We start from the raw sequence: 26,159 nt of genomic DNA on the forward strand, positions 1-26,159 counted from the left end.
TGATCAACCTCGCGTTGCCAACGCACCCACAAGACGGTCGCGATCATGGGCTGCCAGGTGGTGGAGCATCGGGCCTCTGGGGACGACCCGGGTCGGGTTGATCATGTCGTGGCTGTAATAATAGTGCTGCTGAATATGATCGATGTGGCAGGTCTCGGCGACCCCGGGCATCTGGTAGATCTCCAGAAGGTAGTTCCAGAGGTTGGGTAGCTCGTAGACGTGGTTGAGGTTGCACTTAAAGTGGCCGTAGTAGACCGGGTCAAAGCGCAGGAGCGTGGGGAACATGCAGAGGTCCGCCTCGCTGAAGGTGTCGCCGGCCAGGTAGCGATGCTCCCCCAGGTGCTTCTCCCAGCGCCCCAGGGCCTCAAAAAGCTCGCCCAGGGCCTCCTCGTAGGCCTCCTGAGTGGTGGCAAATCCGCAGCGGTAGACTCCGTTGTTGATCGGCTCGTAGATCGCGTCGATGCGCTCGTCGATCACCCCCTGCAGCGCCTGCGGGGCCAGGTCAATAGAGGTCGTGCCCAGGGGGGCGAAGACCGTGGAGAGCATCCGGATGATCTCGCGCGACTCGTTGTTGACGATCGTGCGTTCCTTCGTATCCCAGAGCACCGGTACGGTGACCCGACCGGAGTAGTTCGCGTCGGCCCTGCTGTAGACCTCGCGCAGAAACTCGTTGTCATGGAGGCGATCACCGGTGGTGTTTGGGAAATCGGTATCAAAGCTCCACCCCTCGTCGAGCATGTGGGGGTGAACGACCGAGACATCGATCACGTCTTCAAGCCCAAGCAGCGCGCGGGCCATCAGCGTGCGGTGGGCCCAGGGGCAGGCGTAGGAGACGTAGAGGTGGTAGCGACCGGCTTCGGGCACAAAACGCGCGCCGGGCTCATCGACCACCTGAAAGCGGAAGGTGGTGGGATCGCGCTGGAAATGACCCTCGTTATCCCGAACCCAGGTGTCACTACGCCAGACGCCGTCAACCATGATGCCCATCGGGGGCTCCTTGTGAAAAACTCTGTGGAAAGCTCGGGTGCGCGCCTGCGTTCGCTGCGCCGGGTCGGCACACCCACGACCTTGTGCTGGCCTGGACTTAAACACCCGGTAGCGAGGCGACAAGGTGATGAGGAGAAAAGCAGTCATCGGGCTGGCATGGGCAGTCAGGGTGACGAGGTTGAGCGCGTCGGAGGGCGCCAGGCGCGGGTTCTTGCCTCTCGAACGATGAATGTTCAAAAGCTATTCACATTTGCGATTGCGTGCTCACGTTCGGTATGAGAGGGGTTCATTATATGTTCATCACGACCTACGCGAGTTGACCGTCCCATGAGCACAGAGGAAGAAGCTACACTAAATATCGGCGCGCTCTCCATGGCAACCGGCGTGCCTGTGGAGACGATTCGAACCTGGGAGCGTCGTTATGGCTTTCCGCAGTCGCGTCGAAACGAGGCCGGCCACCGCATCTATGATCTGGAGACGATCGAGCACCTTCGCCTGATCACGTCGGTGCTGGCAGTCGGCTACCGTCCTTCTCAGCTGCAGGGGAGAAGCCGCGAGGAACTCGAAGAGCTTCTGGAGCACAGCGGCAGCGACGAGGAGTCCGATGACGCGAACGCGGCCGAGAAGGCCTCACGCGCCGGCGGTGAGTCGCTGCGTTCGGCGGAGAGCGAGGGCTGGCTGGAGCGCTGGCTCGACGCGGTGGGGCAGCTCGATCGCGAGCGTCTTGAGGGGCAGATGCGGCTGGACTGGAGCCGCATGAACGCACTTGGCTTCGTCGAAGAGCGCGTGGGGCCTTTTCTGGTGGCGCTGGGCGAGGGCTGGGCATCGGGGCGACTCAGTGTGCTTCATGAGCATTTCGCCAGCGAATGCGTGCGGGATTTTCTCGCGGCCGCCTGGCGCCCCCTCAGCGATATGGCGCGCGGAAACAAGGTGATCCTGGCCACCTTGAGTGGTGAGCAGCACTGTCTGGGGCTTCATATGGCCGCGCTGATCGCGGCGGTGGCCAACCAGCGCGTGGTGTTCATCGGCGCGAACTCCCCTGTGGAAGATATCGCGGCTGCCGCGCAGCAATCGGGCGCCCACGGCATCGCGCTGAGCATGTCGCAGTACGCCAACCCGGCGGCCTCCCGCGCGTTTTTAGAGACGCTGCGCGAGCTCACCGATCCCAAACTCGATATCGTCGTCGGTGGCAGCGGCGCCCCTGATGATATCAACGGGGTACAGAAGTTGGACGGCTTTGAAGATTATTACGAGTTCTTCCAGACGTGGCAGCGCCGCTGAGGTTGACGCTCGAACACCTGCGCAACGCGCACGGAGTCGATGGTTGAAGCGGGTGCGCGTGTCGGGACGCGGGGGCTTTGCGGCCTCCCTGGTTCTTGGTCTGATAGCATTGGGGGCAACGCCGGCGGCGGCCTCACCGCTCTGGGAGCTTGTGGGCGCGACATCGTCGCTTCATCCGCATAGCGCCTCGACGTTTTCAAGCTCGGCTTCGGCGACTTACTTCAACCCGGCATTGCTGGTCGGGCAGGCGCGTCATGGTGAGATGGGGGTGTTCGGGCTTGCAGGGAGGCTGCGCATCGATCTTAACGCGCGTCCTGCCGGCGCCGATATTGGCGAGGAGGTCTATCAGGCCCGGGAGCTCGATGAGAACGGCCAGCGTCGCCCGCTGAGCACGCGCCCCTTTGCCACGGACGACATCCCGGCGTCTCGCGGCAGCGCCAACTCCGATGTGGAACACCTCTATCTGACCCTGGGTGCCAGCCTGCCGATCCTCGATGAGGATCGGCTGACGGTCGGCTTCTACGCCACGCTGGCCACCGATGGCTTCGCCTCGCAGGTCCCTTTCTACAGCGATGAGCGCGAGCAGTATTTTTCAAACTCCCTGTATTTTGAGCGTTTTAACGATCGCCTGGTCGGAAGCCACTTTGCGCTGGCGCTGGCCAGTCGCCCGTTGAGCTGGCTGAGTGTGGGCGTGGGCGCAACGATGGTGCAGGACGCCGCGAGTGAAAACGCGATCTTTTTGCCCGACGCCCTCGACCAGTCTGAGAGTCGGATCAACTCCCGGGTGCAGGTCAACGCCCGGCTGGCACCTTATGGCGGGCTGCGAGCGCAGGTAGGCGAATCGATCGCCGCGGCGCTCAGCGTGCATGCCGAAAGTTATAGTGAGGTGGAAGGAGAGAGCCGGTTGCGTTTCTGGAACTTTCCCTCGGCCTACCCTGAAGGGGAAGACGCGGTCGTGCAGCGCTTTCGCTTTGTCTACGACTACGAGCCCTGGCGTGCGACCGCCGGCGCTTCGCTCACCCACACGCTGAACCCCAAAACCGAGCTCCGGCTGGCCGCCCAGCTCCACTACGCCCACTGGTCACGCTATCTGGACCGTCACGCGGAGCGCCCCGCGCTCGCCTGGCGCAACACGTTCAGCCCCGCCCTGGCAGCCGGCCTGACCCGCGGGCGCTCCGAGCTCGGCCTGGATCTGAAATGGGCACCCAGCCCGGTCCCCGATCAAAAGGGCCGCTCCAACTACGTCGACAACGACCGCCTCGTCGTCGGCGGCGGCTACGCCTGGCGTTTCGAGGGCGGCGACGCGATGCCCTCCATCGAGCTCGGCGCCCAGCTTCAGGCCCACTGGCTGCTCGCTCGCCAGACCACCAAAGACCCGTCGAGCGAGGAGCCCGTGATTGACGAATTCCCCGACGCGGTCGACTCCCGCTCCGGCGAGCCTGTCGAGGGCTCGCGGGGCCTTCAGACGAACAACCCGGGCTACCCGGGCTTTGAGGCCGCCGGCTGGCTCGGCGGCGCAACTGTCTTTGTTCGGGCGTATTTCTAACGCGTAGCGTCGGTTGCGAGGCTCGTTCGATAAGGCGCCCGGGCATATCAAAGGCTGCCCTGCGCCGGATCGAGGTCCGGGGTTATGAGGCTGGCGTGGCGCGTTCGGAGCGCGTACGTTTTGCGCGACCATCCCGAGCTTGATGTGTGTATGGACTGAGAGTGCCGCGATCGTGCCCATCTGTGGCGAGGTCGCGAAACGCCGTAGAAGGAGCTGTATCATGAACGCGAAGTTAACCTGTTGGATGCTGGTCGTGGCGCTGAGCGCCTCTCTCTTCGCCTGTGGTGATGACTCGTCGCCTCGCCGCGGCAACGGGGGCGATGAAGATACGGGCGTTGAGAGCGACGCCGGCGACGCCGGTGACGCGCCCGACGCCGATGACGCGCCCGACGCCGATGAGCCGGATGGGGCCGATGAGCCCGACGTCGCCGATGAGCCCGATGCCAGCGTGGAGCCGGTGGAGGTGGATATCAACGGGGTCTGGGCGGCTAAAATGGTGACCTCGGGCATCGCCGAGACGCCGATTGGCGAGTCGCAGAGCGATACGGTGTCGGTCTTGCGCATGGAAATCAGCAGCGATGGCCAGAACCTCACCGTAGTCACCGAAACCTGCGACGTCACCATTGAGAGCGATGCCGTCGGAGCTTCACCGGTGATCCCCGATGCGCTGGTCAACTCCCTGCCGATCACCGAGCGCGGTGGCACCTTTGTGGACGGCAACCTCGTGCTGCCCACCCTCTATGAAGTGCGCGGCGCACAGAACTTCGATGATCTGCGCAACGATCCACTGCCCGAAGATGCCGAAGATCCGCGCGTCTACGATCAGGATGGCGACGGTAACCCCGGGATCACCGTCTCGGTGGAGGGGGTGATCAGCGGCGATATCTACCTGGTGCAGCGCTTCTCCAACGCGCTGGTAGGCTCCCAGACCGACGATGGTCGGATTGAGGGCCGGGTGACCTGGAGCGATGAGCAATCGGTCCTGGGGTCTTCCAACGAGTTTCTGGAGACCCTTCAGCCGCAGTCCGAGCCGAACTCCGACCCTGACGCGAGCTATTTTGAGATGGTGTCGGTGGAGAGCACGGCCGACTGCGCGACGATCGCCTCGCAGAGCGGCTCGCTCTTCACGCGCTGAGTCAGGTTCAGGCGTCGGCGCTTGAGGGGAAGGCGCCGACGCTTAAGGGGAGGGCGCGGCGGTGAAGGGGAAGAGGCGCTCGCGTTCCTGCAAGATCTCGGCGGCGACGCTGATCGCGATCTCTTCGGGGGTGTTGCTGGTCATCTTCAAGCCGATGGGCGCGTAGAGGCGGGCGATGGCGTCTTCGCCGATGCCCGCTTCGCCAAGCGCGCTGCGGATGCGGGCCAGCTTGGCCGGCGCGCCCATCACGCCGATGTAGGGAAAGGGGCCCTTGGTTTCTTCGAGACGCGTGACACCGAGGAGCCCGCGGATGTCCGAGTCGACATCCGCGCTCATCACCACCACATGCGTCCACTCCGGCTGCCGAATCAGCGCCCCGGCATCCGCGTAGTCCTCGACCACGATCTTATGGGCGGCGAAGGCGTTTTGCTGCAGGGTGAACACGTCGGCGCGGGTGTCGAAAATCGTCACCGTGTAGCCCAGCCCGGCCATCACCCGGGAGAGCGCCAGCCCGCAGTGGCCGCCGCCGATGATGGCGACGCGCTTCCAGTTTAAGAGTTGCGCACGCAGCAGAACCGTGGCGTGCGTGGGGCGCTCAAAGCGAAGCGGTGGGAGCTCGGGCGGCGTAGTCTCATCGAGGCGAAGTCCCTCCGGGCCAACCTCCACCCACCCGGGTTCATCCGACTCCATGAGTTCCAGAATACGCCGAACGACCAACGCCTGAGCCGGCCCAACGATGTACGACATATTGGTCTGCTGGCCGGCGCAAAAAAGCCCGGAGCGCTCCCCACGGGTGGCTTTGCGTCGATGCTCCAGCTCGCGCACCTCCAGCCGCACGCCCTCCTGCGGCGTCCAGCTCGTTAGCTGCGCCACAGCCCGCTGGATCAGCTCGGCCTCCATCACGCCACCGCCAATGGTGCCCCAACTCTCACCGCTCCCCACCACCGCCAGGCTCGCCCCGGTGGTCCCCGGCGAGTGGCGGCTATGCCAGGCGACGTGCGTCAGGTGCACGGGCTGGCCGGCCTCCAACGAGCCCAGCACGTATCGCCACAATGAGAGGTCCAGCACAGAGAATCCTTCCAGGTCCAGCGCTTAAAGGCGGTCGCTTACCGTCAAAATTATTCGCCGGCGGCAGCGGGGGCGGCGGTGGAGGGCGTCTCCCAGAGCGTGCGCAGGCGCTGGTGATGCAGCTGCAACATCACCTTCTCCGGGGTCATCGGCGCGTTGAAGTGCAGCTCGGCGTCGGGGGCGGCCGCGCGCAGCGCCGCGCGCAACGCAAAGAAGGTGCCGATGCCGTACATCAAGGGCGGCTCGCCAACGGCCTTCGAGCCAAAGGGGCCCACCGGGTTGTCGGCGTCTTCGAGCATGCGCACCTCAATGTCTTCGGGCAGAGCGTCGCCGTCGGGAACCTTGTAGGTGGAGAGGGCAAACGAGCTGAGGCGGCCATCTTCGGCGAAGGCGAGCTCTTCGAGGGTCATCCAGCCGATGCCCTGGGCCAGTCCGCCCTCGATCTGGCCGAGGTCGACGTTCGCGTTGATGGTGCGCCCCAGGTCGTGAACCAGGCGCACCCGGTCCACGGTGTAGGTGCCGCGCAACAGGTCGATGGTCACCTCGGTCCAGGCCGTCCCGAAGACGTGGTAGGCAAAGGGCCGGCCCGTCTCACGCTGCTTATCAAACCAGACGTTGGGCGTGGCAAAGAAGGCGTGCGCCGAGAGCGCCACGCGCGAGAGGTAGGCCTGGCTGACCACCTTCTCCCAGGTCCACTCGGTGAGCTCACCGCGGTAGTAGACCCGCTCGTCTTCAAAGGTGATGTTCTCGGCATCCTGCACGCCGAGCTCGCGGGCCAGCAGCTCGCGAAAACGCCCCAGCAGCTCGTCGGCCGCCAGGATCGTGGCGCTGCCGTTGAGGTCGGTGGTGGCGCTGGCCGCGCTGGGCGACATGTTGGCGATGCGCGTGGTGTTGGTCGTCTCCACCTTGATGCGCTCCGGGCTGATGTGCAGCGCACGCGCTGCAATGCCCACGAGCTTTGAGCTCAAGCCCTGGCCCATCTCCACGCCCCCGGTCGAGAGGCTTACGCTGCCGTCGGTGTACACGTGCATCAGCGCGGAGGCCTGGTTGAGGAAGGTCGCCGTAAACGAGATGCCAAAGCAGATGGGCATCGCCGCCAGGCCTTTTTTGGTGGCGGTGTTTTTGGCGTTGTAGGCGTCGATGTCCTTCTGCCAGGCGGCGACCTCGAAGCCTTCTTCAGCCTCCTCCCAGGTGCGCACAGCGCGGGCGCGCTCGGCCTGCTGGCCGTAGGGGAAGCTCTCACCTTCTTGAATGAGGTTTTTCTTCTGAATCTCGGCGCGGTCGATGCCCATCACCTCGGCGGCGTGTGCGATGGCGCTCTCGATCACAAACATGCCCTGCGGCCCCCCGAACCCACGGAACGCCGTGTTCGGCGGCAGGTTCGTGCGGCAGCTCGCCGCATACGCCCGCACGTTGGGGATGAAGTAGCTGTTGGTGGAGTGAAAGAGCGTGCGCTCGAGCACCGCCAGCGAGAGGTCGGTCTTGGCGCCGGAGTTCTGGAAGTGTTTGACCTCGAAGGCCTGGATGTTGCCGTCCTTGCTCAGCCCGATTTTGTAGTCGGCGCTGTAGGGGTGGCGCTTGCCGGTCATGCGCAGGTCGTCGAGGCGGTGGAGCACAAGCTGGGTGGGGCGCCCGGTCTTGTGGGCGGCCAGCGCCGCCAGACAGGCCCAGGAGGTGGCCTGATCTTCTTTGCCGCCAAAGCCGCCGCCCAGGCGAATCACGTCCACTTCCACCCGGTGGGTGGGGAGCCCCAGGATGCGCGCGCAGGCCTTCTGCACCGCGTAGGGGCTCTGGGTCGACGAGTACACCCGGAGGCGATCGCCCTCGGTGGGCACGGCGCGGGCGCGCTGCGTCTCCAGGTAGAGGTGCTCCTGACCGCCGACGTCGCTGCGCCCTTCGACCACGACGTCGCACTCGGCAAAGGCCGCCGCGGTGTCGCCCATCGCAAAGGTGCGCGGGGTCCCCAGGATGTGGCCGGCCTCATGCGCCACGCGCGGGCAGGTGATGACCTCAAGCGCTTCGATGTCCGCCTCGATCAGCGTGAGCGCGTGGCGCGCGTCTTCGTCGCTTTCTGCGACGACCATCGCCATGGGATGGCCGTGATACTCGACCACGTCGGTGGCTAGCAGGGGCTCATCCGGAAGCACCGGGCCGATCTGATTCTCACCCGGCACGTCCTCGCCGGTGTAGATGGCCACGACCCCCGGGGCCTTTCGCGCTTTGTCCAGGTGCAGCGCTTTGACGCGGCCGTGGGCGACTGGCGAGCCGTAGATGGCGGCGTGAAGCATGCCGGCCGGCGGCGCCACGTCGTCGACGTAGAGGGAGGTCCCGCGGGTATGAAGCTCAGCGTCGAGGTGTTTTTCGGTCATGGTGTCGGCTCCGGGAGCGCGTTTTGATGCTTCAACGATCCAGAGAGGATCAAAATTTGGGATTTTAAAGGCCGGGAAGCCTGCGTCAGATGGCCAGCATGGCGTCGAGGCTCACCCGCTCGGGCGCGGCCTTGACCACGTGGGCCGTCAGAAGCTGCGTGGCGAGCAGACGTTTGTAGTCGGCGCTCCCGCGCACATCGGAGATGGGAGCGATCTCGGTGTGGGCGATGCGCAACGCCTCGCGCCAGAGGGCGTCGGTGAGCACCTCACCGGTCAAGAATGCGCCCGTCTTCTCCAGCCAGAGCGGGGTGGCGGCTACGCCGCCCAACGTCAGGCTGGCCTCCTCGACAACTCCATCATCGGAGAGGCGCAGCCTGGCGGCGCTGTTGACCGTGGCGATGTCCAGGCAGCGGCGCTTGGAGACTTTTTCAAAATAGACGCCGGTGCCCGCCGCCGGGATCTGCAGGCGCAGCTCGGTCATCACCTCCGAGGGATGCTTATCGAAGGTTTTGTAGCCCTTATAAAAACGTTTGAGCTCCACCTCGCGGGTCGTCTCACCGCGGGCAAACACCAGCGTGGTGTCGAGCGCGAGCATGATCGCCGTCATGTCGCCAATCGGCGAGGCGTTGATGATGTTGCCGGCGATGGTGGCGCGGTTGCGAAGGGGGAGGGAGGCGATCAGGTGCAGGTAGTCCTGAATCTGTGGGATGAACGCCACCACCTCGTCTGACGCGCCGAACTCCTCGAAGGTCGTGAGCGCGCCGATGTGCAGTGTGTCGCCTTGCCGGCGAATGCCCTTCATCTCGGGATGACGGTTGAGGATCTTGACCTGCGCCCGGGGCAGGAGCTCACCTTTTTGCACATAGAGGTCGGTGCCGCCGGCCACGAAGAAGTCGATGACGTCGGCGTCGTCGCGGGGCACCTCCTCCATCTCGCCAATGGCCTCCAGGCGTTTTGGCATTTCGGCAAAATACCCGGGCAGAAGACCGGCCTCCATCAAGGCGCTCAGGCGATCGTCAGCCTCCCAGATCGACGCCCACTGGCCGCCCGGCCCGAAGTTCTCGACCAGATCGAGGCTCGCGCGGTTGATCGCCGCATAACCCGTGCACCGGCAGAGGTTGCCGCTGAACGCGCGCTGAAAACCCTCCAACGTTGGCGTCTCGCGCGCGGCCATCATGTACCAGCACATCGAGACGATGAACCCCGGCGTGCAGAACCCGCACTGCGAGCCCACCCGATCGACCATCGCCTGCTGCACCGGGTTGAGCTTACCCGGCAAATTCAGCCCCTCGATCGACACCACATGCTTGCCGTGCATCTCACCCACCGGCGTCAAACAGCTCGTGACCGGCTGGTAGCGCATCACCCCCTCGACCACCTCGCCAATCAGAATGGAGCAGGCCCCGCAGTCGCCTTCCTTGCACCCCTCTTTGGTGCCCGTGAGCAGGCGGTCTTTGCGCAGGTAATCGAGCACCAGCATCCCGTCGGGGACGTCGGTGATGACGCGGCGGTCGTTCAGCCAGAATTCAACGTGGGTGGTCATGGGGGCCTCGATGGCTCGCTGGAACATAGGGAGTAGGGCGCGGGGCGCGTTCACGCGCCATTCGACTCAGAGGGGGCGGTGGTGTCAAGGGCGGCGGTTGGGGAAGGGGGCGAGCTTCGACATTCTTGGGCGATGCGAGTTTTAAGTTTGGGCAGAGTGTGCATTGAGATAGGTTTAATGTGACGGTGAGAGCGTGAGATGGATTGTTTGTTCCGAGTAGTGCGGAGAAAAAACAAAGGGGAGAGTGAATCTAGATACCTCGTCGCCACCCATGTTTTCAAAGTCTAAACCCGCGAGGGTGGTGGTGACGCAGTTGAGGAACTCGTCGACGTCGTCGGTAAGAGATTTTGATTCGATATAGTCTATACGTCCACTTGAGTGCAGGACTACGAAGCTGCGAATCGTAATGCCTTGAAGTGGATACCCTTCTGCTGAATCAAGCCGGGTTTCGTAGCAGGACTGCAGGGTGCTCTGTTCAGCACGAAGTGCTTGAACGACTTCCTCTCGCGTACGTGAGGTTTCGTCGTGATGGGGCTCCTGCTGATTATGTCGGGTTTCGGTAGACTCCCTACGGGCCGGTCCCGTTCCATATGTAACGACAGTATTGGGCGACGCGTCTTTTAGAGTGGTGGTGCCAAAGTCCGTCAAGGTAATTGCAAATTGAATGTATGTGGTTGGCGTCGCGTCGGGCTTGTTTGTCAGGCGCTGTCTCAGGTACGTTTCCATGCACTCTTGAACCTGACGCGTGTCCTCACGATGCCGCGATTTATAAATAAGTCCCGTGCGGTTGTTGTGCGCATCAAGCTGTACCCGAAACATAAACATCAAAGATGAGTCTTCGGTGTAGTCCGCCCTGTCGATCGTCTCCAGCCAGTCGTCAAAACATGCCTGCAGCGCGGGTTTATGGAACTCCAGGCTTCTTTGAGCGATGGCGCGAAGTTCCGGGTCTTCGTTGAGCGTGACTTTGCCCGGGGTTTCTTCGGATTTGGCGCCCTGGTTCGCGTCGGGTGCCGTCGCGCAGGCGGTGCTGAGCAGCAGCGCGAGGAGCAAAGCGAGGCGGTAGGTCGGAGCTGGGAGGTGGGGAGTCATCGCTGGCCTTTGAGAGGTGTCGGGCGCCAAAACGTGTGGATTGCGCATTCGACCCGGCAACCCAGGTGGAGTCAAGGGAGGATGGAGGTTTGAGCAGGTCGGGGAGGGCCGAAGGCAGCGCGAGCCAGGGTGGCCCTTCTGGCCACAGTAGATGAAGCCACCGTGTCCGCGAACGGGGAAGCAGGGGGTGGCACCCGGTGGGGAGGCGTTTGAGGACGTCGAGTTTTGGGAAGGCGGATGAAGGGACCGTGTTCGCGAACGGAGCAGCAGGGGGTGGCACCTGGTGGGGGGGCGTTCGCGTACAGAGGGGGAGGGGGTGAGGCCCCCGTTTGAGGTAGGGCGAGGCGGCCGGGGAGGGCGACCGTCGACATCGGCGGTGGATACAGGGGGGGTATCGCCTGCCTGAGGTGAGGGCGTGAAGCAGACGTTTTTCTTGCGATCTCGCCACATTGCCCGACCATGGTCACCGGTTCTCTCATCGAAAAAAACGGGCAGGTTGAGGCAGGATGAAGACAAGCGTGAAGGTGGTGATGATGGCCCTGATGCTGGGGCTGACCCTGGGGTTGAGCGGGTGCATGGTGGGTGGGTACCACCAGCGCATTGGCGGGAGCTTTGAGGAGGCGGGGCAGCCGCGGCAGGCCGAAGGGAGCATCAACGCGGTGGAGCTGGGGGTGGTGGCGGATTTTCGCTACGCGCGGCTGGGGATGCCTTTTGAGGGGCAGCAGCGCGAGTTTGTGGTCAGCGACGGGGAGAGCGAGGTCTCGGTAGAGGAGGTCGTGGAGCTGCGGGCGTTGCGGCTGGATGTGCCGCTGTGGAGTTTTCGCAACTTTAAGACGAAGTCGATGGGCTACCCGGGGTTGATGCCGCGGCGAGAGAGCCTGGAGTTGTGGGCGACGGGGAGCGTGGGGATTTCGCCGATTCCGACGCGGACGGTGGGGCTGGGGCTTGTGTTTTACCGCTTTGGATCGGTGGCGATTCGGGTGCACGGCGACTATGTGATGGTGCCTTACAGTGAGGATGTGCGGCGTATTGGCGGTGTGGACCGCTGGGAGGGGCACGCGCCGGGGTGGATGGCGGGGCTGGAGGTGACGGTGGCGGCTGGCGAGTACGCGCTGGAGCTCATCAAGTTTGTGCTCGACGTGGACAAGACGAGTCGAGAGCGCACCAAAGAATGGGCAGGGGCGCGCTGAGGGGGGGAGCCCGCAGGGCGGCGGGCTGAATGTTGGTGGAACAGGCGCTGTTGGTGCTATGACCCGAGAGGCCCGGCCGGTTGATGCCGGGAGCGTTTGTCCGATGTGGAGCACCTATGCGACCGAAGCTCTTTCGCGATCCGATTCATGACATCATCAGCCTGGACTTGAGCGATGAGGCCGAGAGCCTGCTCTTTGATCTGATGCGTACCTCAACGGTGCAGCGCCTGCGGCGCGTGAAGCAGCTGGGGCTGGCATCGCTGGTGTATCAGGGGGCGGAGCATAGCCGCTTTGCGCACTCGATGGGGGTGGCGCATATCGCGCGGCGGATGGTGGCGTCGCTGCCCATGGAGGTGGACACGCGCACGCGTCAGGAGGTCTTTGCGGCGGCGCTTCTGCACGATGTGGGGCATGGGCCTTTTAGCCACGCGATTGAGAAGGTCACGGGCGTAAACCACGAGCAGTTTACGCGCGAGGCGATCCTCGATGAGGAGGGGGAGGTTTTTCGGATACTGGCGGCAGTGGACCCGGAATTGCCACGCGACGTCGCGCGATATTTTGAGCCTCGGGAGGGGTTTGATCCGGGGCGGCAGGTGTTTCGCGACATCGTCAGCTCGCAGCTCGATGCCGACCGCCAGGACTACATTCTGCGCGACGGGCACGCCACCGGGGTGAAGATCGGCGTCTATGATTTTGAGCGGATCCTGGCCACGCTGAAGGTCTACGAGAGCAAGGGGGCTGGCGCGAAGACGGTGCGCAGGCTGGCGGTGAGCTACCGGGCGCGCGAGGCGGTGGAGGATTATCTGATCGCGCGTTTTCATATGTTCAAGCAGGTGTACCTGCATAAGACGGTGCGGGCGGCCGAGAAGATGCTCGAGGCGGTGCTGCGCCGGGCGGGTGAGCGCTACGCGGCCGGGGAGCGGTGGGGAGGGCTCGATGACCGGCATCCGCTCTTGAGGTTGCTCGGTGGCGAGGCGCTGAGCACCCGCGAGTATCTGCAGGTCGATGACACCGACGTGTGGATGATGCTCAAGGTGTGGCAGCGGGGCGATGATGAGGTGCTGGCCCGGCTGAGCGAGGGGCTCTTGAATCGGGAGCTCTATAAGACGGTGGATCTGCCGCCGGGCGACCCGGTGCTGGTGGCGCGCATCCTGGACCGCGCCGCCGAGGTGGCCCGCGAGCAGGGATTGAAGGTCGATTACGCGGTGCTTGTCGACCGCGCCCGCGACACACCCTATCGCCCCTACGATCCGAGTCACCCCCGGCTGAGCGCGCATATCCCGGTGGTGGAGCGCGACGGGGGAGTGGTGCCGATTGAGCAGGGCAGCGACTTTGTGCACCTGCTGGGTCGGGATACCTACAACACGGTGCGCCTCTGCGTGCCGGGGTCGGTGCGCCGCGTGTTGCTGGAGCGCGAGGTGGGGGCGCGGCGGCTGGTCGATGAGGTCGAGTGAGGATTTTTGTTCAGGTCGCTCGGTGTGACTCTTTCCTACGACAGGCGCCAGGAGCTCCCGGGGGCCGGCGGCGTTGAGCGATGCTCGCGGCATCTCCACCGGGGTGGTTGTGGCCATCGCGAGCGTCGTGGTACACCTGCGCGCGCCTTTTAGAGAGGCACCACAGGTCACGCAGACGTTTTGTAAAGGTCGAGATATCCATGGAAAAGTTCGTCATCGAAGGTGGTCGTAAGCTCTCGGGGAAAGTTCGTCCGGGAGGCAGCAAAAATGAAGCGTTGCCCTGTCTGGCGGCGACGCTGCTGAGCGACGAGCCGATCACGCTGCGCAACGTCCCGCGTATTCGCGACGTGGAGGTGATGCTGGAGGTGATGGCCGACCTGGGTGGCGAACACGAGTGGATCGAGGAGAACGTGGTTCGGGTGGTCAACAAGAATGTGAACCGCACCGACCTCAATCAGGAGCTGTGCCGCAAGGTGCGCGCCTCGATTCTCTTTGCGGGCAGCATGCTCGGGCGCAGCCAGCGCTGTGAGCTTCCGCCTCCCGGCGGTGACGTCATCGGGCGTCGTCGTCTCGATACGCACTTTCTGGCGCTGCGCGCGCTGGGGGCGACGATCGAATTCAACGAGGGGCGATTTACCTTTGAAGCCGACAAGCTGCACGGCGCCGAGATCTTTATGGACGAGGCCTCGGTGACGGCGACCGAGAACGCGGTCATGGCTGCGGCCCTGGCTCAGGGGACCACCGTGATTCGCAACGCCGCCTGCGAGCCCCACGTGCAGGGTCTTTGCCGCATGCTCGTGGCCATGGGCGCGCGCATCCAGGGGATCGGCACCAACATCCTCACCATCGAGGGCACCAAGGGGATGTGGGGCTGTGAGCACACCATCGGCCCGGATTACCTGGAGGTGGGATCGCTGGCCGGCCTGGCCGCGGTGACCGGAAGCGAGCTGACCATTGAAGGCGTGGTCCCCGACGATCTGCGGATGATTCGCCTGGTGTTTGAGAAGCTCGGCGTTAAGACCGAGCTCCGCGGCGAAGACCTCTTCGTGCCCGGCGACCAGGACCTGGTGATTCGCGACGATATGAACAACGCGATGGCCAAGGTGGACGACGCGCCCTGGCCGGCGTTCCCGACCGACCTGATGTCGATCGCGATCACGGTGGCCACCCAGAGCAAGGGCACCGTGCTCTTTTTCGAGAAGATGTTCGAAGGGCGGATGTTCTTCGTGGACTCGCTGATTGCGATGGGCGCCAAGATCGTCTTCTGCGACCCGCATCGCGTGGTGGTGGTCGGCGGCGGGGAGCTGATCGGCTCGACGCTGGAGTCGCCGGACGTGCGCGCGGGCATGGCGCTGCTGATCGCGGCGATGTGCGCCCGGGGCACGAGCACCATCTACAACGTGCGCCAGATCGACCGCGGCTATGAGCGCATCGATGAGAAGCTCAATGCTCTGGGAGCGAATATCAAACGCCTCCCCGTGGAGTGAGGCAGCTCGTCAGGACGAAGCCAGCGGTGTCGCTGCGTCGTCGCGGTAGCGCTGCTACAGCTTCATCCCTGCCTCCCTTGCTGGTCTTCGCCCGGAGTGGGGCAGCTCGTCAGGACGAAGCCAGCGGTGTCGCTGCGTCGTCGCGGTAGCGCTGCTACAGCTTCCTCCTGGCTCCTTGCTGGACTTCGCCCTGACGAGCTGCTTGAGGATTGGGTATAAAACAGCAGAAAACGAAAAAACGCCGCCCTTGTCGGGGCGGCGTTTTTTTGTTGCTCGGCGCAGCTCGTCAGAACGAAGCCAGCGGTGTCGCTGCGTCGTCGCGGTAGCGCTGCTACAGCTTCCTCCTGGCTCCTTGCTGGACTTCGCCCTGACGAGCTGCTTGTACACCTGGGTTTTGTTTAAAGAGTCATCGGGGGCGCGGCCTGCTCGGGGGGCGGGGGGGCCAGATCGAGGGGCTCAAACGCGCGGTCGAGAAAGGCTGCGAAGTGGGTGAGGAAGCGGTCGGTGAAGTCGTCGACGGTGCAGCCCGCGGGGGTGTCGAGGTGATCGAGGAGGCGAGTGACCGGGGCGTTGGGCATGCCGCAGGGCACAAAGAGGGAGAAGGGGATGAGGTCGTTGATGAGGTTGATCGCAGCGCCGTGGGTGGTGACACCGCCGGAGACGCGCATGCCGACGCTGGCGATCTTGCGGGGCGGGGTGGTGTGGGTCCACAGCCCGGGGTGGTCGGCGTCGTAGTCGGCGCCGACGTCGTACTCGGCCAGAGCGCTGGAGAGCGAGGCGGCCATCCCGCGGATGAGATCGACGACGCCGATACCCAGCTCGTCGAGGCGCACGATGGGGTAGACCACCAGCTGGCCGGGGCCGTGGTAGGTGGCTTCCCCGCCGCGATCGATTTTGAAGAATTGGGTGCCCCGGTCTCGGAGTTGGTCCAGGCCGAAGATATCTTCGGCCCGGCCGCGCTTGCCGAGCGTGACCACCGGCGGATGCTCCAGGCAGAGCAGGTAACCGGTGGCGTCGTGGGCTCGCCCCTCCTGCAGACGGCTGCGCAGCTCAAGCTGCCAGCTCAGCGCCTGACCGTAGGGGACGAGACCGGGGCGGATAAGCTTCATGCCGAGGCCAGGGCCTCGATGAAGGAGGTGTCGACCATGGTGATCGGCGTCTGGTAGGTGCGCACGCCGATGCCGTGCTTGATGAGCAGCTCGACGAAGGTGTCGCGGTCAATCAGCGTGATTGCAGCGAGTTTTTCTTCGCGGCTCTCTTTGACGGCGTCGGCGCTGATCTTGCCCAGGTGAATGATGACGCCTTCGGAGGCGGAGTAGTGGTGCAGGGTGCCCCGAAGGTCGGTCACGGCGCTGGCGGGGAGCTCCATGGAGCTGTCGCCGACGACCTGGATGCAGACGCGCACATCGGCCAGGCCCTGGCGCCAGTCGGAGGTGAAGAAGACATCACCTTCGGAGGAGCGCTTGGAGACCTTGATGTTGCGGTAGCCCAGACGCTCCATCAGCGTGAGCGCGAGGTGCTCGACGGCTTCGGCTTTGATGTCGGTGAGCGCCTGGCCGAGGTGGCTGACGGCGTCCTGACGGATCTCTTCGGCCAGGGTGAGGATCTGCTGCTCACGCTCGGTGGAGCTTGAGGAGAGGCCCCACTCGGTGAGACCCCAGCGCTCGCGGTCGTACTGGATGAAGAGGGGACGGTTGCCCTTCTGCTCGCGGATCTGGTTGTCGCCGGCGATGGCGGCCTGAACGGTGGCGGCCGGATCGTGGGTGTGGAAGCGGACCAGCTTGCGCTCGAAGATGGCGTCGGCCAGGTCTTTGACCTTCATCGGGCGGCGGTTGTTATCGTTGAGCACGGTCAGTGCGGCTTCGGCGATGGTGTCCATGCGCACCGGCCCCTCTTTGAGGTGACGGTTTACGGGACGGCCGGTGCGAGCGGGGCGACGGGTGTCGCGGCGCTCGGAGCGGCGGCCATCGTTGCGCTCACGGCGTCCGCCACGCTCGTTACGAGTCTTCTCGCGCTTGCTCGACGAGGACTTGCGACGGCTCGAGGAGGACTTGCGACGGCTCGAGGAGGACTTGCGACGGCTCGACGAGGATTTGCGACGGCTCGACGAGGACTTGCGACGGCCCGACGTCGAGGGGCTCTCTTCGCGGCTCTCTTCGCGAGCTTCGTTGGAGCGGTTGCGGCTGCCACGGCGGCGACGACGACGGCTGGAGGAGCGGCGTCGGCTCTGGCTCTCATCGTCGTCCGATTTGGCTTCGGCGGCGGGCTCTTCGGCCTTGCCGTTGGCTTTTTCAGCTCGGGCCGGGGCGGCCGGTTTGGCGCCGAGGGGGAGGCGCTCGTGGCCTTCGCTCTCAAGTTTTTTGATGTACTCGTCGCGCAGGGCGAAGACGCCCGGGCGCACGCTGACGACCGGCGAGCTGTCTTCCTTCTTCAGCTCCTGGTTGAGTCGCTCGCCCATGGTGACTTCGGGGGTGCGACCGACGTGGGAGAGAAGGTTCTCGTTGATGGCTGCTTCAGCGATCTTTTTGAAATGAAGTGGGCGTCCTGCGCGAAAAAGAACCTCAATGGCAGCTTCTGCAAAAGTCATGGGTGGTGCTCCTGTGTCGTGGAGACAACCGCCTGGCGTCGAAAGATGCGTCGGGGCCAGGGCCGCACAGAGCAGGTGAAGGCCGTGGCCCTAAAGGCGACAGCCGTGCTCGGGAGCGGATGGCGAGCGCGGTGAACCGAGCGAGAGGTGTCCGCAAACAGGACAGATCTCCCGATCGTTTCACGGCCAGCTTCGCCGGAGGCCCGTGATGGGTATGTGCGACGCGTGGTTGTGAGGCCAAGCGGAGGAGTCTCAAGTCTGAGTAGAGATGTCGTACGGCGAGTGGTGGCGGGCTGAGGGGCCTAAAAAGGACCCGCAGCGAGGCCAGACACGTTGCGCCTGGATATCTCCAAAAGGTTTTGGGGCGGTCGGTCTATTCCTGAGAATCCGACCGCAGGGAGACTCCCACCAGAAGGGGAGGAAGCATCCCGGTGACCAGGCATGAAAGATGGGCGCGGAGACGAGGGTTGACCAGCGCTGCGTGCTTTGGTCAGGCTCCCGGCGGGCGCCCCATCGATCAAAAAACCCCGGAGAAGCGAAGGCTTACCGGGGCTTTCAAGCTCAGGCCTCGTCGGTGGACTCGGCGTCGTCGCCGGCCTCGCCGCTGGCGCCCACTTTGGCCTCGTCGCGCGACATGTTGTAGCGCTTGAGGAAGCGGTCGACACGACCTTCGGTGTCCATCAGCTTCTGCTTACCGGTGTAGAAGGGGTGAGAGTAAGCGCTGATTTCAATCGGGACGACGAAGTGCTCGACACCATCGATCTCACGGGTTTCTTTGGAGGACATGGTGGAGCGGGTGATGATCTCGTGCTCGCCATCGACGAAGACCACCGGGTTGTACTGGGGATGGATATCGGACTTCATGGTGACTCCTTTAAGCTCAGGCCGCATACGAGGCGCTCTTCCGTTGAGCGTGTCGTCGCGTGAGGGCGGCCGGGGTGAACAAAGTTGCGAATCGTTGCTTCTCGCGGGCGGGCGCCTTCGGCGCGCGTGCGAGTGGAAATTTTGGGGTCTGGTGCGCGGGCCGGGCCTTGTTTTGAAGGTGAATCGGCACGGGCGCGCGTAAACCGGACCGAGCTTGTAGCGGAGTTTTTCCAGAATAACAAGCGCCTCACACCGCCAAACGTTGCCGAACGCCCCAGGACGACGCTGGCTGCGTCGTCTGGGATTCGCGGTAGTGTTGGCTACAGCTTCATCCCAGCCTCCTTGCCGAACGCCCCAGGACGACGCTGGCAGCGTCGCTGCGTCGTCGCGGTAGTGTTGGCTACAGCTTCATCCTTGCCGAACGCCCCAGGACGACGCTGGCAGCGTCGCTGCGTCGTCGCGGTAGCGTTGCTACAGCTTCCTCCTTGCTCCTTGCCGAGCGCCCCAGGACGACGCTGACGGCGTCGATAGGGATTCGCGGTAGCGCTGCTACAGCTTCACCCCTATCTCCTTGTCAGGCGCCGCCCTGGATGCGCTCGGGTTTTTTATTATGCGGAAGATGGGCTGTCGCTGCCCTGAATGCGATCGGGTTCTCTGGTTTGTGGCGCTGCGCGCGGGATCTTTTGGTGTGCGGAAATTTGGGGGAATGAAGAAGGAATGGACGTTGGGGGGAGAGTGTAGGAGAGTCCGGGAGAGGTTGGTCGGGACTTTGAGAGGAGCGTTGCGATGCGGGACGGCGGTGTGGAACGAGGATTTCCGGGGAGTTTTTCGGAGCCGATCGCCAGGCGGTTGGGGGACGTGATTGAGGGAGGGGCGGGGGAGGTTGCGGTCTTTGATTTCGATAACACGTGTATTGTGGGGGATATCGGGGAGTTGTTTTCGCATTATCTGATCGAGGCGATGGCGTATCGCTATGATCTGGAGGCGTTCTGGGACCTTGTGCATCCGGAGGAGGGGCGTGAGGAGTTGCGGGAGTTGAGTCTGGGCTTGCTGGGGGTTGAGGCGGCGCTGCGGGGGAAAGACCAGCGTTTTGAGCGCTATCTGGCGGAGATGGGGGCGCTCTACGGGCGGCGGCTGGAGAGGTTGGGGAAGCGTGCGTGTTATGAGTGGGCGGTGCGGCTGCATGTGGGACTGACGCCGGGGGAGATGGAGCGGTATACGGCGCAGGCAGTTGCGGCCGAGCTCGGGCGACCTTTGCGCGATGAGGTGCGGCGGACGGCGCGTGGCGAGGAGGTGCGGATCGCGCGGGGTGTCCGGGTGATTTCGGAGATCCGGGCGTTGATGCGGGCGTTGGAGCGGGGCGGGGTGGATGTCTGGGTGGTGTCGGCGACCAATATCTGGACGGTGCGGGTCTTTGCGGACCTTCTGGGGGTGCCCGCGGAGCGGGTCATCGGCAATCAGGTGGAGTTGGAGGGGGAGTGCTTGAGTTCTCGTACGGCGCCGCCGGTGCTCTTCCGGGAGGGGAAGGTGGAGGCCGTTGAGCAGGTGATCGGAAGGCAGCCGTTGCTGGCGGTGGGCGATGCGGATACCGACTTTGAGATGTTATGCCACGCGCGGCATGCGCTGGTGATCGATAAGGGCGATGCGTTGTTGCGGCGAGAGGGGCCCTCTCGGGGGTTTATGATGCAGTCGCGCGATGCGTTGAGTCTGGAGGCACCGCAGGTGGCCATGGAGACGTTGGGGGCGCGGGCGTTGGTCGGCGAGGATGTGGGGCAGGAGGTCGGGCGGTGAGTGAGGATGCAAAGGATGTGATGAAGGTCGTGCGTGTGTCGCGGGAGGAGCCGGAGCGAGAGCGCCTGGGGGAGGCGGGCGCGGCGCTGCGTCGTGGCGAGCTTGTGGCGTTTCCGACGGAGACGGTTTACGGGCTGGGGGCGAACGCGCTGGATGCGGACGCCATCGCGAAGATATATGCGGCGAAGGGGAGGCCGGCCAACAACCCGTTGATCGTGCATGTGGTCGATGAGGCGCAGGCGCGTGGGCTCGCGGCGCGTTGGCCTGAGGCGGCCGAACAGCTTGCCGCGGCGTTCTGGCCCGGGCCGCTGACGCTGGTGGTGGAGCGTGCTGAGGTGGTGCCCGAGACAGTGAGCGCGGGCATGGGGACGGTGGGCTTGAGGGTGCCGGCGCACCCGGTAGCCCGGATGCTTCTGGAGGTCGCCGGCGTGCCGGTGGCCGCTCCCAGCGCCAACCTTTACACGCAGACCTCCCCGACGCGGGCGGAGCACGTGGTCAAAAGTCTGGGGGCGCGCGTAGGCTGGGTGGTCGATGGGGGGGCGACCGATGTGGGGGTGGAGTCGACGGTCGTAAGTCTGGTGGGTGAGGTGCCGGTGCTCTTGAGGCCGGGAATGGTGAGCCTGGAGGCGTTGCGCGAGGTGGTGGGTGAGGTGCAACTCTGTGAGGAGATGCCGGAAGATGAGGCACCTCGGATGTCTCCGGGGCTTGCGCGCAAGCATTATGCGCCGGGGGTGCCGCTGAAGGTGATGGCTGGCGAGGCGTTGGAAGACGCTCTGGCCGAGCGACGGGCGGCAGGTGGCGAGGCTCGTGTGGGGTGTGTGGTGTACAGCGCGTTGCGTTGCGAGGGGGCGGTGGCGGTGGTGATGCCGCGTGATCCTCAGGGGTATGCGGCCGGGCTCTATGAGGCGCTCCACCGCCTGGATCGCCTGGGGTTGGAGGCGATCTGGGTGGAGGCCCCGCCTGAGCAGGAGGGCTGGGAGGCGGTGCAGGACAGGCTGGGGCGCGCGATAAGCTGAGCGGCTGCGGCAGCGGCGACGCCTACAGGCCGTGGCTGAGCGCCATGCCGATAAAGCCCAGGGTGGCGACCAGGCAGGCGATCATGGCGTTGCCGGCGAGCACGCCCAGGCGCTCGGCGCTGGTGAAGGCGTTGAGGCTCTCGGGTTCGGCGGCGAAGCTCAGGGCACTTGTGAGAGCGGCGGTCGACCAGGCGATGAAGAGGTAGACGCCAAAGGGAACGGCGGGCCCGATAATAAGCATGGAGGCGAAGAAGAGCAGCGGCGTGGCCACGAAGCTGGCCGCCAGGTAGTGCGGAAAGCGAGAAGGCTGTGCGTTCATCATCATCCTCCACAGACGTGCCGCCTGACGCCGGACAAAAGGATGTGGCGCGCGGCTAAAATCCCGGTGAAATCAACCCCTTACAAACCTGTGAACGCTGGCGTTCATTCCAAGGGGGGCACCGATGGGATCGCTGAGGTAGGGCGTGGAAGGGGGTCGCTAGTCGGGCTGAGGGGCGGGCGTGAGGGTGAGCTCCAGCGTCTCGCTGCCGCGTTGGATGTTGACCGGCACCGGCTCGCCGACGCGCAAATTGGAGGCGACCCAGGAGAGCTGATTGGCGTTGGTGACCTCTTCTCCGGCGATGCGCATGACGATGTCGCCGGGTTGCAGGCCAGCGAGCTGGCCGGGGCTGCCCTCGATGATACGAACGATGAAGGCTCCGCCCGGGCCCAGGTCGAGCTCCGAGCGCAGTGCGTCGGGGACTTCGTTGACGTAGGCGCCGAGCCAGGCGCGTGAGACGCGTCCCTCTTCGATGAGTGCGGGGAGGATGGTCTTGACCATGTTGATGGGGATGGCAAAGCCCAGCCCCTGCCCCTGCGCGACGATGGCGGTGCAGATGCCTACGACCTCGCCGGCGATATTGAGAAGGGGGCCACCGGAGTTGCCCGGGTTGATGGAGGCGTCGGTCTGAATGAAGTCCTGGTAGCGGAGCTGGCCACCGGGGGGGATGACCTGCCGGCCGGTGGCGCTGGTGATGCCGGCGGTCACGGTGCTGGTCAGGCCCAGGGGGTTGCCGATGGCGATGACCCACTGGCCTACGAGCAGGGCGTCAGAGTCCGCGAGCGCAAGGGTAGGGAGGGCCTCGGCGTCGCGAAGTTGGAGGACGGCGATGTCGGTCTGAGGATCGGTGCCGACGATATCGGCTTCGAAGACACGGTCATCGAGCAAGCGCACTGCGATCTGGGTGGCGTCGCGCACGACGTGTTCGTTGGTGAGCACCAATCCCTTGCTGTCGAAGATAAAGCCGGAGCCCAGGCTCTGCTGCTCGCGCTCCGACGGGGCCATACCCGGGGGGAGCAAGGAGGAGCGAGGCCGCGGCGCGGTGGTGCGCGTGTAGATGTTGACGACCGCCGGGCGAGCGTCGCCGACAAGTGTGGAGAAGTCGGGGGGCAGGGCCGAGGGGGCGGCGCTGGCCTGGGGGGGGGGGCGCGGCCTCGCCGGGATCTGGCGAGGAGGGGGTGTCGGGGGAGGGCTGGCAGGCGCTGATAAAGAGCGCGGCCATCGTCGAAAGCGCGAGAAGCGAGCTCCGGCGTCGATATTCCCCCGCGCTGGTCACCCTTTAACCTCCACGTAGGCCAACTTCAGATCGTAGATGAGCGTGCGCAGCAGCTGCGACTCGTCATCTTCGAGGTTGCCGCGGGTTTTTTCGGCGAGCATCTGGAGGATGTGAATCACCTGGCGAGCGGCGTCGAGGTCGAGCTCCAGCTTGCCGGTTTCGGGGTTGGGGTACTTGCCCAGGTTGACCATGCAGCTTGTGCCGAGGCTGACAATGAAGCCGCCAAAGTCGATGTCGAGCGCTTCATCGGCCTGAGTCGAGGCGATGTGCACCCCGGTGTTACCCCCGAGCGGAGTGACGCGGGGTCCGGTTGTGGTCTCGGAGCCTTTGCCATTGCGATCATCGTGGTCGGCCATCACTGCCTCCGGCGCGGTGTTGCGGTGATCCCGGGAGCTGCGGCCCACCAGAGGTGGGAGCTCCCGGGAGAGAGAAGATCATTCCTGATGCTTTTTCTCGAGGACGTTCTCTTCAAAGTCGGCTTCGACGGTGGCGGCTTTCTCAGCGACGTCGGGGAGGTTGTCGAGGTAGGCCTGATGCTCGTCGTCGGAGATCTTGCCGTCGCGCAGGAAGCGGTCGAGGGTGCGGATGTCGTACTTACGGTCTTTGGAACGGGCCATGAAACAACTCCTGAAATCAACCAGGCTCAGGTGAGCAGCGGTCAAAAAGGGGGCCGGCCAGCGCGTTGCCAGGGGGGCTGGGAGGACCGGCCGAGACGGGGGTCGGGTTTATGCGCAAAACGCGCCACAGGGCACTATAGGCCCGAAGGGCCAGTTGGCAAGGCGGGTGTGGGTGGCGCAGAGGTGTCGCGGGTCAATGACGGGCCAGCGCGCGGTCGATACGCTCGCGCATCGGGGCGGAGACGCGGGGACGCTCGCTCTCGAGAAAGGAGCGAGCCTGCTCGACGCGGGCACCTTTTTGAAGGTCGATCAGCGCCATCTGGGTGCGGGCGGCGCGGTGGTAGGGGGAGTTTCCGCGCAGGGAGAGGTAGATCTGCATGGCGTCGTCAAACTTGCCCAGCTCAAACTTGACGTTGGCCAGGTTGAAATAGAGCTGCTGGGGGCCGGGGGAGCCCATGGCGTCGAGGGCCTGCTCCAGGGCGTGTTCGGCTTCGCGGTACTTTCCGAGCGCGCTGTAGATCAGCCCGAGCTTGCTGAGCATATCGGCCTGGGGGCCGAAGCGGCGCAGGTACCATTCTTTTCGGTAGGCCTGCAGAAGTTCACGATGCTTGCCGCGTTGGAAGTGTTGGGTGAAGGTGCGGTCGAAGTCTTCCCAGCGTCGTCGCGCATACCAGGGCATCAGGATGTAGACGATGGGAACCCAAAGCGAGAAGAGCCCCAGCACCCAGAGCGGGGCCCCCAGGCCGTAGTGGAGCACGGCCAGGATGAAGAGGGAGAGCGGGATCGCGCCGCGCTTCAGATCGATGTTAAGACGACCACCCGAGGTCATACACACTCCTGAGGAAGACCTGCATGGTGAGGCAGGTCAGACCCGGGAGAGAAACCCGGGTCGGGAAACGCAAAAGCGCGCCTGTGAGAATGGCAACGGCGAAGTCGCCGGTGTCCGGGCAGGCGCCACAGAACATGTCAGGCTAAACGCCGATGGTCCAGGACTCAAGCATAACGCCGAAGGGGCTGCGCTTCATTTCGTTGATGGGGGCGGGGGCGCGCGAGCCGAACCTGCATCTGGTGGGGCGTGGGGAGGGCCGCGGACTTCTGTTGGATTGCGGGCGAGTCGGGGGAGCCGCTGGCGAGGCTGCAAGGCTGCTGGAGAGTGCGGGGGAGGAGCCCGGGGCGGTGTGGGTGAGCCATGTGCATGCTGATCATATGGGGGCGTTGTCCGAGGTGGTGGCGCGCTGGCCGCGGGTGGATGTGTGGATGACGCGGCAGTCGCGTGAGCTTTTGCCCTTTGCGCTGATGAGTCAGGGGATGGCGCGGGAGCGGGCCGAGGCGATCGCGCTCAAGGTAAAGATTGCGCCCTGGCGGGTGGCAGTGGACGTGATGCCCGGGGTGAGGCTGACGGCGCTGGGGGCCGGGCATATGCCGGGGGCGGCGATGGCGCTGGTGGCGTTTGAGGGGCGCGGGGAGGATGGGGTGTCGGGTGAGGAGGACGTGGCGCGGGTGCTCTATACGGGGGACTTTTGCGCCCATGACCAGATGTGGGTGGGAGGCGCGGAGCTTCCGCGGATGGGCGCGGGGGCGCTCGACCTGCTGGTGATGGAGGCGACGCTGGCCACCGAGGCGAAGCTCGACAGGGTGGAGTATGAGGAGGAGGTGTTGCGCATCAAGGCGTTGATCTCGGAGCGCGGCGGTGCGGTACTGGCGGGGGCCTCGGCGCTGGGGGAGGGCGGGGAGCTCGCGTTGATGCTGGCGGAGGTCTGCCGGGGGCGGACGCCGGGGTTGATGGTCGACGCGTATATGCGGCCGGTGCTCGAGGCGATGCGTCGCGCCGGGGAGGGCGATGGGCCGCTGGCAGCAGGAGCGAGCGAGCGTGCGGCGCTTCTCGATGGGCTTCGCTACGGCTCGCGGCGCGAACTTCGCGCCCATCTGGAAGCCGGAGGCGTGGCGCTTGCTGTGGGCGATCAATTTCAGAAGAACACCACCGCCGGCGCCCTGCTGGCACGTTTGCGTGACGACCCCACCGCCACGCTGCTGGTGACCAACCGCGCCCATCCCTCAAGCCCGGCTGGCAAACTTCTGGCGCGTGCTCGCCAGAAGAGCGCTGAATCGTCGGCCTCTTCCGGTGCGTCGACGAAGGGCGGCACCTTAGAAAAGGGCGGCGCCCGGGTGGTGCACGCCTTGCTTCCCACCCACGCGCTTCGCTGGCAACTGCTCGCGGTCGCCGGCCAGCTCAACCCGGCGCAGATCGCGCTTGTTCATGCCCGCGACGGTGCGCGTTTTTCGCTCAAGCGCGCTCTTCAAAAAGCCGGCTTTGAGGGGGAGATTCACGTGGCGAAGTCCGGCGAGTGCCTGCCGCTCTGAATGATGCAATGCGTCAATAATAACGCGGGGTTGGGGTGATGCGCTGCGTCATGTTTTGTCACGCGAATGGGGTTGCCAAACCCCTGTGGGCGGACCATGTTTAGGCCGCGCCGGAGCGCCCCGCAATTCCCTCCCTATCCCCAGCCTTATCATTCCCGTCCGGCGCGTCCGATGCGTCC

At 64.8% G+C, this 26,159-nt stretch carries 22 protein-coding genes; 9 read left to right on the plus strand and 13 right to left on the minus strand.

Annotated elements, in window-relative coordinates:
• Positions 1 to 3: 3 nt before the first annotated feature.
• The gene (locus EA187_RS14110; protein WP_127780684.1) at positions 4 to 987 is read right to left on the minus strand and encodes a glutathione S-transferase family protein; all 984 of its coding nucleotides are present in this window, start codon (positions 985 to 987) and stop codon (positions 4 to 6) included.
• A 327-nt stretch (positions 988 to 1,314) separates the two neighbouring features.
• Here EA187_RS14110 and EA187_RS14115 point away from each other — a divergent pair, with 327 nt between their 5' ends.
• From EA187_RS14115 to EA187_RS14125, 3 genes are all read left to right on the plus strand, one after another.
• Positions 1,315 to 2,268 (plus strand): MerR family transcriptional regulator, encoded by a 954-nt coding sequence (locus tag EA187_RS14115; protein WP_127780685.1) that lies wholly within the window; start codon positions 1,315 to 1,317, stop codon positions 2,266 to 2,268.
• A 43-nt stretch (positions 2,269 to 2,311) separates the two neighbouring features.
• Positions 2,312 to 3,814 (plus strand): hypothetical protein, encoded by a 1,503-nt coding sequence (locus EA187_RS14120; protein WP_127780686.1) that lies wholly within the window; start codon positions 2,312 to 2,314, stop codon positions 3,812 to 3,814.
• Positions 3,815 to 4,034: 220 nt separating this feature from the next.
• A complete protein-coding gene (locus EA187_RS14125; protein WP_127780687.1) occupies positions 4,035 to 4,949 on the plus strand; it encodes a hypothetical protein in 915 nt (304 codons plus the stop codon).
• A 42-nt stretch (positions 4,950 to 4,991) separates the two neighbouring features.
• On the opposite strand, the gene EA187_RS14130 is transcribed toward EA187_RS14125, so the two are convergent.
• The 4 genes from EA187_RS14130 to EA187_RS14145 form a co-directional block, all read right to left on the minus strand.
• The gene (locus EA187_RS14130) at positions 4,992 to 6,017 is read right to left on the minus strand and encodes an XdhC family protein (RefSeq protein ID WP_127780688.1); all 1,026 of its coding nucleotides are present in this window, start codon (positions 6,015 to 6,017) and stop codon (positions 4,992 to 4,994) included.
• 50 nt (positions 6,018 to 6,067) lie between these two features.
• Positions 6,068 to 8,386, minus strand: a complete 2,319-nt coding sequence (locus tag EA187_RS14135; RefSeq protein WP_127780689.1) for a xanthine dehydrogenase molybdopterin binding subunit — start codon at positions 8,384 to 8,386, stop codon at positions 6,068 to 6,070.
• A gap of 85 nt (positions 8,387 to 8,471) precedes the next feature.
• Entirely contained in the window at positions 8,472 to 9,929 is a 1,458-nt protein-coding gene (locus EA187_RS14140; RefSeq protein ID WP_164856282.1) for an FAD binding domain-containing protein, read from the minus strand.
• A 174-nt stretch (positions 9,930 to 10,103) separates the two neighbouring features.
• Positions 10,104 to 11,018: a hypothetical protein gene (locus EA187_RS14145; protein ID WP_127780691.1), complete on the minus strand. Its 915-nt coding sequence runs from the start codon at positions 11,016 to 11,018 to the stop codon at positions 10,104 to 10,106.
• A 506-nt stretch (positions 11,019 to 11,524) separates the two neighbouring features.
• Here EA187_RS14145 and EA187_RS14150 point away from each other — a divergent pair.
• The 3 genes from EA187_RS14150 to murA all read left to right on the plus strand — a co-directional run bounded on the left by EA187_RS14150 (position 11,525) and on the right by murA (position 15,149).
• Positions 11,525 to 12,208 (plus strand): hypothetical protein, encoded by a 684-nt coding sequence (locus tag EA187_RS14150; RefSeq protein ID WP_127780692.1) that lies wholly within the window; start codon positions 11,525 to 11,527, stop codon positions 12,206 to 12,208.
• A 116-nt stretch (positions 12,209 to 12,324) separates the two neighbouring features.
• Entirely contained in the window at positions 12,325 to 13,662 is a 1,338-nt protein-coding gene (locus EA187_RS14155; RefSeq protein ID WP_164856283.1) for an HD domain-containing protein, read from the plus strand.
• A 194-nt stretch (positions 13,663 to 13,856) separates the two neighbouring features.
• Positions 13,857 to 15,149 (plus strand): UDP-N-acetylglucosamine 1-carboxyvinyltransferase, encoded by a 1,293-nt coding sequence (murA, locus tag EA187_RS14160; protein WP_164856286.1) that lies wholly within the window; start codon positions 13,857 to 13,859, stop codon positions 15,147 to 15,149.
• Between the two features lie 398 nt (positions 15,150 to 15,547).
• Here the strand turns inward: murA and lipB are convergent, their stop codons facing one another.
• The 3 genes from lipB to EA187_RS14175 form a co-directional block, all read right to left on the minus strand.
• Positions 15,548 to 16,258: a lipoyl(octanoyl) transferase LipB gene (gene lipB / locus EA187_RS14165; protein ID WP_127780695.1), complete on the minus strand. Its 711-nt coding sequence runs from the start codon at positions 16,256 to 16,258 to the stop codon at positions 15,548 to 15,550.
• On the minus strand, positions 16,255 to 17,736 hold the full coding sequence (locus EA187_RS14170) for an HTH domain-containing protein (protein WP_127780696.1): 1,482 nt from the start codon (positions 17,734 to 17,736) through the stop codon (positions 16,255 to 16,257). Before EA187_RS14170 ends, lipB begins: the two co-directional genes overlap by 4 nt.
• A gap of 561 nt (positions 17,737 to 18,297) precedes the next feature.
• On the minus strand, positions 18,298 to 18,600 hold the full coding sequence (locus EA187_RS14175) for a type B 50S ribosomal protein L31 (RefSeq protein WP_115606864.1): 303 nt from the start codon (positions 18,598 to 18,600) through the stop codon (positions 18,298 to 18,300).
• Between the two features lie 786 nt (positions 18,601 to 19,386).
• Between EA187_RS14175 and EA187_RS14180 the strand changes: the two genes are divergently transcribed.
• The gene (locus tag EA187_RS14180) at positions 19,387 to 20,391 is read left to right on the plus strand and encodes an HAD family hydrolase (RefSeq protein ID WP_127780697.1); all 1,005 of its coding nucleotides are present in this window, start codon (positions 19,387 to 19,389) and stop codon (positions 20,389 to 20,391) included.
• Positions 20,388 to 21,407 (plus strand): L-threonylcarbamoyladenylate synthase, encoded by a 1,020-nt coding sequence (locus tag EA187_RS14185; protein WP_206524370.1) that lies wholly within the window; start codon positions 20,388 to 20,390, stop codon positions 21,405 to 21,407. Before EA187_RS14180 ends, EA187_RS14185 begins: the two co-directional genes overlap by 4 nt.
• 22 nt (positions 21,408 to 21,429) lie before the next feature.
• On the opposite strand, the gene EA187_RS14190 is transcribed toward EA187_RS14185, so the two are convergent.
• The 5 genes from EA187_RS14190 to EA187_RS14210 all read right to left on the minus strand — a co-directional run bounded on the left by EA187_RS14190 (position 21,430) and on the right by EA187_RS14210 (position 24,448).
• Positions 21,430 to 21,726: a hypothetical protein gene (locus EA187_RS14190; protein ID WP_115606861.1), complete on the minus strand. Its 297-nt coding sequence runs from the start codon at positions 21,724 to 21,726 to the stop codon at positions 21,430 to 21,432.
• Positions 21,727 to 21,885: 159 nt separating this feature from the next.
• On the minus strand, positions 21,886 to 22,731 hold the full coding sequence (locus EA187_RS14195; RefSeq protein WP_127780698.1) for a S1C family serine protease: 846 nt from the start codon (positions 22,729 to 22,731) through the stop codon (positions 21,886 to 21,888).
• A gap of 267 nt (positions 22,732 to 22,998) precedes the next feature.
• The gene (locus EA187_RS14200; RefSeq protein ID WP_115606858.1) at positions 22,999 to 23,358 is read right to left on the minus strand and encodes a DUF1844 domain-containing protein; all 360 of its coding nucleotides are present in this window, start codon (positions 23,356 to 23,358) and stop codon (positions 22,999 to 23,001) included.
• A 78-nt stretch (positions 23,359 to 23,436) separates the two neighbouring features.
• Positions 23,437 to 23,619 carry a hypothetical protein gene (locus tag EA187_RS14205; protein WP_115606856.1) on the minus strand — a complete coding sequence of 61 codons (183 nt, stop codon included), beginning with the start codon at positions 23,617 to 23,619 and terminating at the stop codon, positions 23,437 to 23,439.
• A gap of 193 nt (positions 23,620 to 23,812) precedes the next feature.
• Positions 23,813 to 24,448 (minus strand): tetratricopeptide repeat protein, encoded by a 636-nt coding sequence (locus EA187_RS14210; RefSeq protein ID WP_115606855.1) that lies wholly within the window; start codon positions 24,446 to 24,448, stop codon positions 23,813 to 23,815.
• 152 nt (positions 24,449 to 24,600) lie between these two features.
• On the opposite strand from EA187_RS14210, the gene EA187_RS14215 reads away from it, so the two are divergent.
• Positions 24,601 to 25,980: an MBL fold metallo-hydrolase gene (locus EA187_RS14215; protein WP_127780699.1), complete on the plus strand. Its 1,380-nt coding sequence runs from the start codon at positions 24,601 to 24,603 to the stop codon at positions 25,978 to 25,980.
• Positions 25,981 to 26,159 lie beyond the last annotated feature (179 nt).

It is taken from the genome of Lujinxingia sediminis, from assembly GCF_004005565.1.
Taxonomy (GTDB): domain Bacteria; phylum Myxococcota_A; class Bradymonadia; order Bradymonadales; family Bradymonadaceae; genus Lujinxingia; species Lujinxingia sediminis.

Excerpts from the sequence above, each read along its gene's own strand:
- EA187_RS14175 (WP_115606864.1), bottom strand. The coding sequence starts at position 18,600 with ATGAAGTCCGATATCCATCCCCAGTACAACCCGGTGGTCTTCGTCGAT.
- EA187_RS14150 (WP_127780692.1), top strand. The coding sequence starts at position 11,525 with ATGAAGACAAGCGTGAAGGTGGTGATGATGGCCCTGATGCTGGGGCTG.
- EA187_RS14215 (WP_127780699.1), top strand. The coding sequence starts at position 24,601 with ATGGTCCAGGACTCAAGCATAACGCCGAAGGGGCTGCGCTTCATTTCG.
- EA187_RS14180 (WP_127780697.1), top strand. The coding sequence starts at position 19,387 with ATGCGGGACGGCGGTGTGGAACGAGGATTTCCGGGGAGTTTTTCGGAG.
- EA187_RS14125 (WP_127780687.1), top strand. The coding sequence starts at position 4,035 with ATGAACGCGAAGTTAACCTGTTGGATGCTGGTCGTGGCGCTGAGCGCC.
- EA187_RS14210 (WP_115606855.1), bottom strand. The coding sequence starts at position 24,448 with ATGACCTCGGGTGGTCGTCTTAACATCGATCTGAAGCGCGGCGCGATC.
- EA187_RS14135 (WP_127780689.1), bottom strand. The coding sequence starts at position 8,386 with ATGACCGAAAAACACCTCGACGCTGAGCTTCATACCCGCGGGACCTCC.
- EA187_RS14145 (WP_127780691.1), bottom strand. The coding sequence starts at position 11,018 with ATGACTCCCCACCTCCCAGCTCCGACCTACCGCCTCGCTTTGCTCCTC.
- EA187_RS14170 (WP_127780696.1), bottom strand. The coding sequence starts at position 17,736 with ATGACTTTTGCAGAAGCTGCCATTGAGGTTCTTTTTCGCGCAGGACGC.
- EA187_RS14195 (WP_127780698.1), bottom strand. The coding sequence starts at position 22,731 with ATGGCCCCGTCGGAGCGCGAGCAGCAGAGCCTGGGCTCCGGCTTTATC.
- EA187_RS14205 (WP_115606856.1), bottom strand. The coding sequence starts at position 23,619 with ATGGCCCGTTCCAAAGACCGTAAGTACGACATCCGCACCCTCGACCGC.
- EA187_RS14110 (WP_127780684.1), bottom strand. The coding sequence starts at position 987 with ATGGGCATCATGGTTGACGGCGTCTGGCGTAGTGACACCTGGGTTCGG.
- EA187_RS14140 (WP_164856282.1), bottom strand. The coding sequence starts at position 9,929 with ATGACCACCCACGTTGAATTCTGGCTGAACGACCGCCGCGTCATCACC.
- EA187_RS14155 (WP_164856283.1), top strand. The coding sequence starts at position 12,325 with ATGCGACCGAAGCTCTTTCGCGATCCGATTCATGACATCATCAGCCTG.
- lipB (WP_127780695.1), bottom strand. The coding sequence starts at position 16,258 with ATGAAGCTTATCCGCCCCGGTCTCGTCCCCTACGGTCAGGCGCTGAGC.
- EA187_RS14115 (WP_127780685.1), top strand. The coding sequence starts at position 1,315 with ATGAGCACAGAGGAAGAAGCTACACTAAATATCGGCGCGCTCTCCATG.
- EA187_RS14190 (WP_115606861.1), bottom strand. The coding sequence starts at position 21,726 with ATGAACGCACAGCCTTCTCGCTTTCCGCACTACCTGGCGGCCAGCTTC.
- EA187_RS14200 (WP_115606858.1), bottom strand. The coding sequence starts at position 23,358 with ATGGCCGACCACGATGATCGCAATGGCAAAGGCTCCGAGACCACAACC.